This is a genomic window from Rheinheimera mangrovi, from assembly GCF_003990335.1.
In the GTDB taxonomy this organism is placed as follows: domain Bacteria; phylum Pseudomonadota; class Gammaproteobacteria; order Enterobacterales; family Alteromonadaceae; genus Pararheinheimera; species Pararheinheimera mangrovi.
On the sequence record NZ_CP034683.1, the window covers coordinates 2,573,120 to 2,585,000 of the forward strand.

The window sequence follows — 11,881 nt, forward strand, 5'->3', positions numbered from 1 at the left end:
TTATTGCTTTAATTGACGTTCAAAAAACGCCGTAATGGTTTTATGTAAATGGGTTTGCACTGGCTGACCAAACATTGAATGTTTGCTGCCAGGATAATCCATACTATCAAACAATTTCCCCTGCTTTTGCAATTCAGAGTACAGCTTGGTGCTATGGGTAAAGAGTACGTTATCATCTGCCATGCCATGATAAATCAACAGGTTGCCCTGATAATCCTTGACATAAGGGAAAACTGAACTTTGCTCATAGCCGGCTTTGTTCGTTGCAGGGTGGCCTAAATAGCGTTCTGTGTAATGGGTATCATACAAAGCCCAATCCGTGACAGGAGCTCCGGCCACGCCAGCTTTGAAATAGTCGCCCGCTTTGAACATCGCCATAATGCTCATATAACCACCATAGCTATGACCATAAATACCAATGCGATCAGCATCTACATAAGGCAGACTGCGCAAATACTCCACACCAGTGATTTGGTCTTCCAGCTCTACTACAGCCAGCTTTTTGTAGATTGGATCTTCAAATGCCTTACCTCGATTTTCTGAACCTCTGTTATCCAACTGGAAAACTACATAGCCGTTTTGTGCCAGGTATTGGAAATACAAGTCTTTGGCGCTCCAACTATTGGTGACACGCTGGGCACCTGGTCCACCGTATACCCCAACAACCACAGGATACTTTTTGCCTTTTTCAAGCGCTGCAGGTTCAAATACACGGTAATACAAGGCTTGGCCATCTTTGGCTTTTAAAGTGCCAAACCGAGGTTTCACCAGTTTATCTTTGTACTGCGCCAGCGGATGTGAACCAGACACATCGTTCGACTCAAGCACAGTCAGCACTTTACCCTTGACACTCTTCAATTCCACTTTAGTTGGCTGTAATACACTGGAGTAACTGTCGATAAAGCTCTGGCCTGTTTCTGCCATCACTACAGCATGCGAGAACTCAGCCTGAGTAAGCCTCTTGCTCTCACCTCCTTTCACTGGTACCGAATACAAATGACTTTCCAGCGGTGTATCTTTGCGTCCTGAGAAATAAATGATGCCCTGTTCTTCATTAATGGCTTCGATCTTATTAACAATCCAGTCACCTTTGGTCAACTGACGAACCAAAGTGCCATCAAGTTTGTACAAGTACAGATGCTTATAACCATCACGTTCTGATGCCCAGACAAAATGCTGTTTATCTTTTAAGAAATGCAGATCGTCATTTAAGTTCAGCCAGGTTGGGCTTTGTTCTTTCAGCAGCACTTTCGTTGCGCCGGAAGGAAGCTCCACAGAACGCAGCTCCAGCTGCTGCTGATCGCGACTTTGCCATTGATACGTCAGCAACGATGCTGATTTGCTCCAGTTGACACGGGCAAGGTAAATGTCCTGCTCCATGCCTAAGTCCAGCCATTGCACCGCAGGTTGCTGCACTGCAACCACACCGAGCTTCACCTTAACATTGGCCGTGCCGGTAAATGGGTAACGCTGATTAAACAGTTTAATTTCATCGGCATAAATTTCATTACGCACAGCTTCAGCAACAGGTGACTCATCAATCTGACTGAAGGCAATTTTGCTGTCATCCGGAGCCCACCAGTAGCCTGTCATCCGCCCCATTTCTTCCTGCGCGACAAATTCGGCCATGCCGTTTTTAATCAGACCCTGACCATCAGTGGTTAACTGAGTTTCTTTGCCTGATTTCAGGTCGAGCACAAAAATATTTTGTTCGCGGATGAAAGATACATACCGGCCTTTGGGCGATATTTGTGCATCGGTTTCGAAGGCTTCAGTGTTGGTTAGTTTGCGCGATTTTTGACTGTCTAAATCGTAATAATACAGATCGCCATTGAGCGGAAACAGCAAGGCCTTACCATCTTTTGACCAGTTGTAGCTAACAATACCACTGGCAAATAAGCGTAAACGTTCCCTTCTGGCTTTCTCTTCATCAGATAGCTGCTCAGGGCCACTAAACAGTTGATTCGAATCAACTAAAATACTGTGTTGCCCGCTTTTTAGCTGGTATTGCCATAAATCCAGTCTGTTCGCGTCTGTGTCTTTCCCTTTAAGGTAAGTGACACGACTGCCATCAGGAGAAAAGCTTAAAGAACGTGGCGCGGTGCCGCTTAATGCAGGTTCTGCAAACAAACGTTCCAGAGGTAAATTGACGTTTGCCTGCGCCGTTGCAGAGAGTAATACAGTTGCCAAGCATGCCGGAGTCAGAAGTTTTTTCACTACTAGAAGTCCTTGATTAAATGAACCCTGCTATCTGAATCGACTTTGAGTAAAACAGCAAGCCAGATCGGACATTTTTCTGTTATTTACGTTCAATTTTTTTATTTATTTTTCCTTCCAAACGCCATACAACACAGCAGCAGCACCAGAATGGTGCGGCAAATCACCAAAAATGAGCGCCGAAATAACCAAAAATCGCGATGGACAAAGTTAACCTTTTCAAATATGGTCGTTGCAGAGCTCGTAGATAAAAATGAGCCAAAACAAAAATCCAGATGAGAAGGCAACCCATGAAGAAAGAATCAATCCACTACCATCCAGTTGCTGCCGCTATAAAAATCGCATTATGCGGCAGTTTATTATTCAGTACTTCATTATTGGCGCAGGAAACTCCTGACGCCGCAGAAAAAAAAGCCGAAGATGCATCAGTTGAAAAAATAGCTGTTATAGGTGCCCGCGGCGCACCACGCTCCGTAGGTGATTCAGCCGTACCAGTAGACGTTATAGGTGGCGAAGAATTCTCAAAAACCGGCACCAGTGATATGGTCAGTTTAATGACCGCTGCAGTCCCTTCTTTTAACGTTAACGCTCAGCCTATCAACGACGCTTCAACATTAATTCGTCCTGCTAACTTACGTGGCCTGCCACCAGACAGCACTCTGATCTTAGTGAACGGCAAAAGACGTCACCGTGCGGCAGTTATTACCTTCTTAGGTAGTGGTATATCAGACGGTTCACAAGGCCCGGATATTTCTGTTATCCCTTCCATTGCACTAAAACAAGTCGAGATATTACGAGATGGTGCTGCAGCGCAATACGGTTCTGACGCTATAGCAGGCGTGATTAACTTCCGTTTAAAAGACGCTGCTGAAGGTGGTTCTTTTGAAGTGAAAAGTGGTCAGCACTATGAAGGTGACGGTGATTTACGTCAGGTGTCAGGCAACATAGGTTTACCTTTCACTGACAAAGGCTTTGCTAACATCAGTGGTGAGTTTAAACAAGCAGACCCAACCAGCCGTTCAGTTCAGCGTAGCGATGCTGCCGCTTCAACCGCCGCGGGCAATCCATTCATTGAAAATCCTGCTCAGGTATGGGGTTCACCTGAATTTAAACGTGACGCCAAATTATTTGCCAATGTGGGTTTAGAAGTAGCCAAAAACAAAGAGTTTTATTTATTTACCAACTGGGCAGAACGTGATGTAGAAGGTGGTTTTTATTATCGCCATCCAACAAAGCGCAGCGGTGTTTATTCTAATGATGACGGAAAAAGCCTGTTGATTGGCAATCTGGATGAAAGTTTAGGCGATTGTCCTTCTATTTCAGCTATGACAGGCGATAACATTCGTGATCACGCAGCTATTATGGCTGATGTGGACGCACTGCCAGATCACTGTTTTACCTACTACGGTATGTTACCAGGTGGTTTTACCCCTAAATTTGGCGGTGTGGTGACTGATACCGCCATTGCCTCTGGCGTTAAAGGCGAACTGGACTCTGGCTGGGCATTTGATGCCAGTATGTCTGTTGGTCGCAGTGAAGTTGAGTTTTATATCAATAACACTCTGAACCCTTCATTAGGCCCTGATACTCCGCGCTCCTTTAAACCAGGTAAATACGTACAACTGGAAAAAGCAGCCAACTTGGATTTCAACAAACCATTCGATGTAGATGGTCTGCCTTACCCACTGAATGTGGCTGGTGGTGTTGAATACCGTGATGAAACATTCGAAATTTATGCCGGCGATGCAGCCTCTTTTGAAGTAGGCCCATTGGCGTCACAAGGTTTTGGCATAGGTTCAAACGGTTTCCCGGGCTTTAAGCCGGAAGACGCTGGCTCATTTAATCGTTATAGCTATGCGGCTTACTCTGAATTGGGTGCTGAATTCAGTGACAACTTCCGTATGGACTTTGCACTGCGTTTTGAAGACTTTGAAGACTTTGGTGATACCACGAATGGCAAAATCACTGCACGCTATCAGGCTACAGAAGAGATTGCCTTACGTGCCGCTGCCAGTACTGGTTTCCGCGCACCAACAGTAGGTCAAAGTCACGTGCGTAACGTGACCACCTCATTCAGCCCTGCTGGTCTGGTTGATACTGCAACCCTACCACCAGATCACCCTATTTCGCTGCAAAAAGGTGGTAAGCCTTTAACTCCTGAAGAGTCGAAAAACTTCTCAGTAGGTACTGTGCTTGAAGTGAACGATTGGTACGTCACTTTGGATTATTTCCATATCAAAGTGGAAGACCGTATCAGTCAAACCTCGTCACTGGATCTGACAGACAAAGATATTGAAGCTCTGTTAGCTTTAGGCGTAAAAGATGCCAGCAGCTTTACCAGTGTGAAGTACTTCACCAACGACTTTGATACAACAACGCAAGGTTTAGACTTAGTTGCTAACTACGGATTTGATCTGTGGAACGGCCGCACTACCCTGGCTTTTGCTTATAACTGGACCGACACTAATGTGGATCGCATCAGCGAATATCTGATCGATGGTGTGTTAAAAACCAACATCAGCGATGCGAAGAAAGAGCAGCTGGAACGAGGTTTACCCCGTGTTCGTGGTAGCTTTACTGTGAACCAGAACTATGGTGACTGGAAAGGTTATGTGCGTTTTAACCATTTTGGTTCCTTCTACGAAGATCACTTAGATAACGGTGTATTACTGGAATCTGATGGCGGTATCCCAATTGAAGTGGGTTCAGCTATAACTACAGACGTAGAAGTCAGCTATAGCGTAAATGACAGTTATGAAATCAGCGTAGGCGCTCAAAACGTATTTGACGCCTATCCTGATGAACATAAATGGCAAGGTATAGCAGGTTCTAAGTATCCGACTACAGCAGTTATGGGTATTAACGGCGGTTTCTACTACGTCCGTCTGAACTATAGCTTCTGATCACTGTAGCTAAAACCAAAAGCCCGGTATAAACCGGGCTTTTGTATTTGCAGATCTGGTATGACCATGGCAAAGTGCTGACAGGTTTGGCCAGAAAAGATCAATGATGGACTTAATACCCTGGAGTTACTCTACCGGGCACGGTTTTACATTACGTGGATTTTATACTGTCCCTACAGGTAAAGCTGTACTGCATATTCTGCATGGAAATGGTTATTGCAGCAGAATGTACCAACCCTTTTTAGCTCAGTTGCTGCCCTACTTTGACCTGTTTTTATCTGATGCCCAAGGCCATGGCGACAGTGACCACGGCGGAACTTTTGTCGGTTGGAACCAAAGTGCAGATTTGGCAATGGAGGCTTGGCATGCTCATAAACACTTATTTGCGACTGTACCTTGTTATGGTGTGGGTCACAGTTTTGGTGGCGTGTTAACAGCACTGATCAACAGCAAAACCAATAGCCCTTTTAATGCCGTTGTGTTACTTGACCCTGTTTTATTTACACCAGGAATGTTGACCTTGATGCAGGCTTTGGACTGGCTGGGTTTATATAAAAAAAATCCTATGGCCAAAAAAGCCTTAAACCGCCGCCAGCACTGGCCTGATAAAGATTCAGCTTACCGTTACTTGCATCAAAGGGGGATGTTTAAAAACTGGCAGGACGACGCACTGGCAAGCTATATCGATCATGCATTGCATCACAGCAATCAGGGGTTGATGCTCAAATGCAAAGCTGAGCGCGAAGCTGAGATCTTTGCATCTTACCCAAAACAACTCTGGAAACAGCTCAGACAGAATTGCAACGCTGTTTTACTAATCTACGGTAACAAGACCTATCCCTTTGTCAGTAAATCGGCAGAAAAATGGCGTAAGTTAAATCCTTCAGTTCAGTTGCAAAAAGTCACAGGTGGACATTGTTTTATGCAGGAAAGTCCAAATGAAAGTGCCGATCTGGTCCGACAGTTCCTGCAACAACAAGCAAATCATAAAATATGACAATTTTTAATCAGCAATACCATTCGACTGTCTGTACAGTTGCTTTATAATGGCGCCAATTTTCTCCGGATCCAAATGAATATGAAGCAAAGTTTTATTTTAAGCGCTTTAGTCTTGGCTTTGGCTGGTTGTAGCCAGTTACCAGAGCAAGCGCCAGCACCGGTCAGTGAGGTCAGTCAGCCTGTGGTAACAGTTGAACCTGAACTCGTCGAAAATGAAGTTTTAAATGACAACGTGGCTCAGGCTCAGGCCACTGATTTTGGTCATATTTTTATCGACAGAGACATGAGTTTTACTGGTACTTTGCCTTGTGAAGGCTGCGCGGGCGTAAAGTATCACGTGAATTTGTTTCAGGATGGTAAATTTGAAGCTCGTCAGGAGTTTATTGACCAGCATGAAGTAAACCTTGTCAAGGGGACCTGGTTGTTGGAAGGTCGGGTTATCCACCTGATGTCACAGCAAACTAAGATTCCGTCATTTCAGTTTGTCAGCAACAACAAAGTAGTGTTGCTGGATGAAGCCGGTAAACCCGTGGTGTCGAAAGATAACTATGAGTTAGTTCGCTTAAACAATTTCACTAAACTGGATACCAGCATGCAGATGTTAGGTATGTATCAGGTCATTGACAATAATGCGGTTTTTACCTCGTGCAACAATGGTGAGAAATCAACTATTGCCATGACTCAACATCATATTCCTATGCTGCGTAGCTATCAGACAGACAAGAATCTGAACGGCAAAGCTGTAATAGCCACTATGATTGCGCGCCAAAGTCCAAAAGAAGACAAGATGCTGTTTGTTGAAAAGTTTGAACAGTTTTGGCCTGGCGCAACCTGTCCTGACATCATGAACATTGCTAAGGTGCAAGGAATTGTTTGGCGTGTAGAACGAGTAAAGTTTATCCAGGTGCCACAGCAGTACAACTTACGTATGCTGTTTAACGACAATGCTAAGTTGTACGGGTTCTCAGGTTGTAACGTATTTAACGCCAGCTACAGCCAAAGCTCTAACTTGTTGAAAGTTAACCCTTTAGTCAGTACTAAAAAGTATTGTGCTCAAAGTAACTACTATGAATCAAACTTTACTCAGCACTTACAAATGGCTGATCGTATAGAGTTAAACGGCGATAAGTTACAGTTATTCCACAACAATGAAGTAGTTGTGGAAATGAAACCTGCTTTAAATTAATACTGCTTGCGCCTTTGTGATGTCGCTTGATGTCACAAAGGCTCTGTTTTTGTTGTATTTTCTACTTCTCCTAATGCTTGCTGATTTCTGTCTGTGTCCAACCGTATTGCGAATTCACAATGGTCCAGCTGTAGCCAGAATAGTCTGTTGATCAACAATCTCCGTTGCCTCCATTGCCCATTTCTAAAATTCAGACCGGCTCTTGCACTTAAAGTTAAACTCGGATTACCACCGAGTATGGCGTTTAGTAAGCGACTTAAGGCGATAAATACATTGTTGCTGTAGTTGCGTAGTTTGCCTGACATCAGTTGCCTTAAGATTTTATATTTGTTTGAATTTGAGTACTTTTGCATAAATCTAAGTAGGCTGCAATCGCCTGTTGGGGCGTCCCTTGTGGGCGCCCGTTTGGAATTTTAAGAGCGGTAAGGTGTTGAATTCGGGGGGCGGTGAAGTACTTTAGTGCGGGCAATGAGGCGGCAGCAGGGCGTCTTGTCCGGCTAGCGGTGAACTACAGTGCTCGACCCATCCTGGGCCTCGTCGCTTCGCGACCCGCTGAAGCGGTCCCAAACTGCTCCCGGCAGTTTGGTCGCAGAGCTCAATGCGTGAAACAGGCGTGACGCAAAACTGTTTGCGTCCCGAATTCCCTGTTTCACCCTGGCGGTGAACTACGTTGCTCACCCCGTCCGTGGGGTTCGTCCCTGCGGGACCCGCCGTTGGCGGTCCAAAAACGTTCCGGACGTTTTTGTCGCATGGGGAATGCCCTGCTCGAATGGTCCACCACTAAATTCGCATAAAGCAAAAAGGCCCAGTCGTTAGACTGGGCCTTCTGGCTTAATTGGGAGCCTGGCGGTGAACTACTCTCGCATGGCATCTGCCACACTACCATCGTCGCGGCTGCGTTTCACTTCTGAGTTCGGAATGGAGTCAGGTGGTTCCACAGCGCTATTGCCACCAGGCAAAAACTGTTTTTATGTCTTTAACAAGCAAACCGATAGAATTCTTTATCACACCAACAAACACCTTGGGCGTTGTATGGTTAAGCCTCTCGGGCAATTAGTATGAGTTAGCTTAACACATCACTGCGCTTCCACACCTCACCTATCAACGTTGTGGTCTCCAACGACCCTTATGTGTACTCAAGGTACAAGGGATGACTCATCTTTTGGCCGGCTTCCCGCTTAGATGCTTTCAGCGGTTATCCGTTCCGAACATAGCTACCGGGCAGTGCCATTGGCATGACAACCCGAACACCAGCGGTTCGTTCATTCCGGTCCTCTCGTACTAGGAACAACTCCAATCAATCATCCAACGCCCACGGCAGATAGGGACCGAACTGTCTCACGACGTTCTAAACCCAGCTCGCGTACCACTTTAAATGGCGAACAGCCATACCCTTGGGACCGACTTCAGCCCCAGGATGTGATGAGCCGACATCGAGGTGCCAAACACCGCCGTCGATATGAACTCTTGGGCGGTATCAGCCTGTTATCCCCGGAGTACCTTTTATCCGTTGAGCGATGGCCCTTCCATACAGAACCACCGGATCACTAAGACCTACTTTCGTACCTGCTCGACGTGTCTGTCTCGCAGTTAAGCTGGCTTCTGCCTTTGCACTAACCGTACGATGTCCGACCGTACTTAGCCAACCTTCGTGCTCCTCCGTTACTCTTTAGGAGGAGACCGCCCCAGTCAAACTACCCACCAGACACTGTCCGCAATCCCGATCAGGGACCCACGTTAGAACATCAAACATACAAGGGTGGTATTTCAAGGACGGCTCCATCAGAACTGGCGTTCCAACTTCAAAGCCTCCCACCTATCCTACACATGTAGGGTCAATGTTCAGTGCCAAGCTATAGTAAAGGTTCACGGGGTCTTTCCGTCTAGCCGCGGGTATACGGCATCTTCACCGCAATTTCAATTTCACTGAGTCTCTGGTGGAGACAGCCTGGCCATCATTACACCATTCGTGCAGGTCGGAACTTACCCGACAAGGAATTTCGCTACCTTAGGACCGTTATAGTTACGGCCGCCGTTTACCGGGGCTTCGATCAAGAGCTTCGCTTGCGCTAACCCCATCAATTAACCTTCCGGCACCGGGCAGGTGTCACACCCTATACGTCCTCTTACGAGTTTGCAGAGTGCTGTGTTTTTAATAAACAGTTGCAGCCAGCTGGTCACTGCGACTCTCATATGCTTACGGAGCAAGTCCTTCACACACAAGAGCGTACCTTCTCCCGAAGTTACGGTACTATTTTGCCTAGTTCCTTCACCAGAGTTCTCTCAAGCGCCTTGGTATGCTCTACCTGACCACCTGTGTCGGTTTCGAGTACGGTCGACAATACCTGAAGCTTAGAGGCTTTTCCTGGAAGCGTAGCGTCAACAGCTTCACCACCTTAGTGGCTCGTCTCGTGTCTCAGAATATAGGGAACCGGATTTGCCTAATCCCCCTTCCTACGCACTTTCACATGGACTACCAACGCCATGCCTGCCTAGCTTTCTCCGTCCCCCATCGCAGTATTGTCGGTACGGGAATATTAACCCGTTTCCCATCGACTACGGCTTTCGCCCTCGCCTTAGGGGCCGACTTACCCTACCCTGATTAGCATGGGATAGGAACCCTTGGTCTTCCGGCGGGGAAGTTTTTCACTCCCCTTATCGTTACTTATGTCAGCATTCGCACTTCTGATACCTCCAGCAACCCTCACGAGTCACCTTCAACGGCTTACAGAACGCTCCTCTACCACTTGCACATAGTGCAAGTCCACAGCTTCGGTGCATGGTTTAGCCCCGTTACATCTTCCGCGCAGACCGACTCGACTAGTGAGCTATTACGCTTTCTTTAAAGGGTGGCTGCTTCTAAGCCAACCTCCTAGCTGTCTATGCCTTTCCACATCGTTTTCCACTTAACCATGACTTTGGGACCTTAGCTGGTGGTCTGGGTTGTTTCCCTTTTCACGGCGGACGTTAGCACCCGTCGTGTGTCTCCCGAGTAGTACTCATTGGTATTCGGAGTTTGCAAAGGGTTGGTAAGTCGGGATGACCCCCTAGCCTTAACAGTGCTCTACCCCCAATGGTATTCGCTCGAGGCGCTACCTAAATAGCTTTCGAGGAGAACCAGATATCTCCGAGCTTGATTAGCCTTTCACTCCGATCCACAAGTCATCCCCAAATTTTTCAACATTTGTGGGTTCGGTCCTCCAGTTAGTGTTACCCAACCTTCAACCTGCTCATGGATAGATCGCCCGGTTTCGGGTCTACACCCTGCAACTATTCGCCCAGTTAAGACTCGGTTTCCCTACGGCTCCCCTATTCGGTTAACCTCGCTACAGAATGTAAGTCGCTGACCCATTATACAAAAGGTACGCAGTCACCCAACAAGTGGGCTCCCACTGCTTGTACGTACACGGTTTCAGGTTCTATTTCACTCCCCTAACAGGGGTTCTTTTCGCCTTTCCCTCACGGTACTGGTTCACTATCGGTCAGTCAGGAGTATTTAGCCTTGGAGGATGGTCCCCCCATGTTCAAACAGGATACCACGTGTCCCGTCCTACTCGTTTTCATTGATAAAGCCTTTTCGTGTACGGGGCTATCACCCTGTATCGCCGCACTTTCCAGAGCGTTCCACTAACGCTTTACCAACTTAAGGGCTAGCCCCCGTTCGCTCGCCGCTACTAAGGGGATCTCGGTTGATTTCTTTTCCTCGGGGTACTTAGATGTTTCAGTTCTCCCGGTTCGCCTCGTATGACTATGTATTCATCATACGATACCTGATAAATCAGGTGGGTTTCCCCATTCGGACATCTGTGAGTCTAACGTCTCTTACCGACTTCTCACAGCTTTTCGCAGGTTAGCACGTCCTTCATCGCCTCTGACTGCCAAGGCATCCACCGTGTACGCTTAGTCACTTAACCATACAACCCCAAAATGTCTGAAGTTATAGGTGTGATAAGGTTCACAAATAAATTGTTTTACCTTGTTTCTTTCTATCAGCTTGCCAATTTGTTAAAGAGCACTTCGAGCATAAAGCTCAAAAAGAACAATTCTTTCAAAGAATGGTTGTTTTTGAGTTTTCAAACAGTAATCCTTCACAAGGAATGGTGGAGTTAAGCGGGATCGAACCGCTGACCTCCTGCGTGCAAGGCAGGCGCTCTCCCAGCTGAGCTATAACCCCAATCTACATTGGTTCATTCGTTGTCAAGCTGACTTGCAGCGAATTGGTTGGTCTGAGTAGACTCGAACTACCGACCTCACCCTTATCAGGGGTGCGCTCTAACCACCTGAGCTACAGACCAGCTCTAACTTGTCTGTTTGCCTTATCGCTTCGTTGCAACCATCGCTCACTCAGTCATGTACTTTTCGTACACTCCTTCATTCGCTCAGGCTACGCTTTGCGCTAAACCAAACATCCTGCGTTACCCTCGCGGATACCGCTTTTACTGTTTGCTCTACGTATCAATCAATCATCTGTGTGGACACTACACGAACTAGTCTGCTTTAGGTAAGGAGGTGATCCAACCCCAGGTTCCCCTAGGGTTACCTTGTTACGACTTCACCCCAGTCATGAATCACAAAG

The 11,881-nt window shown here is 46.7% G+C and carries 5 protein-coding genes, 2 tRNA genes and 3 rRNA genes (1 of these 10 only partly in view); 3 read left to right on the plus strand and 7 right to left on the minus strand.

Translation table 11 applies throughout. The annotated features are described in order from the left end of the window. Entirely contained in the window at positions 1–2,217 is a 2,217-nt protein-coding gene (locus tag EK374_RS11595; RefSeq protein WP_127023568.1) for a S9 family peptidase, read from the minus strand. Between the two features lie 290 nt (positions 2,218–2,507). Between EK374_RS11595 and EK374_RS11600 the strand changes: the two genes are divergently transcribed. The 3 genes from EK374_RS11600 (at position 2,508) to EK374_RS11610 (ending at position 7,305) form a co-directional block, all read left to right on the plus strand. Next, entirely contained in the window at positions 2,508–5,120 is a 2,613-nt protein-coding gene (locus EK374_RS11600; protein WP_127023571.1) for a TonB-dependent receptor plug domain-containing protein, read from the plus strand. A gap of 103 nt (positions 5,121–5,223) precedes the next feature. Next, on the plus strand, positions 5,224–6,117 hold the full coding sequence (locus tag EK374_RS11605; protein WP_233280236.1) for an alpha/beta fold hydrolase: 894 nt from the start codon (positions 5,224–5,226) through the stop codon (positions 6,115–6,117). A 75-nt stretch (positions 6,118–6,192) separates the two neighbouring features. Then, positions 6,193–7,305, plus strand: coding sequence for an META domain-containing protein (locus tag EK374_RS11610; RefSeq protein ID WP_233280237.1), 1,113 nt, complete (start codon positions 6,193–6,195; stop codon positions 7,303–7,305). 32 nt (positions 7,306–7,337) lie between these two features. Here EK374_RS11610 and EK374_RS11615 read toward each other — a convergent pair whose 3' ends face one another. The 6 genes from EK374_RS11615 to EK374_RS11640 all read right to left on the minus strand — a co-directional run. Further along, a complete protein-coding gene (locus tag EK374_RS11615; RefSeq protein WP_127023574.1) occupies positions 7,338–7,610 on the minus strand; it encodes a hypothetical protein in 273 nt (90 codons plus the stop codon). 536 nt (positions 7,611–8,146) lie between these two features. Further along, positions 8,147–8,261: ribosomal RNA gene (rrf, locus tag EK374_RS11620) — 5S ribosomal RNA — on the minus strand. Between the two features lie 76 nt (positions 8,262–8,337). Further along, positions 8,338–11,219 (minus strand): 23S ribosomal RNA (locus tag EK374_RS11625). 184 nt (positions 11,220–11,403) lie between these two features. After that, a tRNA-Ala gene (locus EK374_RS11630) sits at positions 11,404–11,479 on the minus strand. A gap of 44 nt (positions 11,480–11,523) precedes the next feature. Continuing rightward, positions 11,524–11,600: transfer RNA gene (locus EK374_RS11635), tRNA-Ile, on the minus strand. A gap of 207 nt (positions 11,601–11,807) precedes the next feature. After that, positions 11,808–11,881: ribosomal RNA gene (locus EK374_RS11640) — 16S ribosomal RNA — on the minus strand (it continues 1,462 nt past the right edge of the window). The 16S, 23S and 5S rRNA genes sit together here with 2 tRNA genes alongside, the layout of an rRNA operon.

Bases quoted from the DNA above. Each gene is read 5' to 3' on its own strand.
- EK374_RS11600 (WP_127023571.1), top strand. From the start codon at position 2,508: ATGAAGAAAGAATCAATCCACTACCATCCAGTTGCTGCCGCTATAAAA.
- EK374_RS11605 (WP_233280236.1), top strand. From the start codon at position 5,224: ATGATGGACTTAATACCCTGGAGTTACTCTACCGGGCACGGTTTTACA.
- EK374_RS11610 (WP_233280237.1), top strand. From the start codon at position 6,193: ATGAATATGAAGCAAAGTTTTATTTTAAGCGCTTTAGTCTTGGCTTTG.
- EK374_RS11615 (WP_127023574.1), bottom strand. From the start codon at position 7,610: ATGTCAGGCAAACTACGCAACTACAGCAACAATGTATTTATCGCCTTA.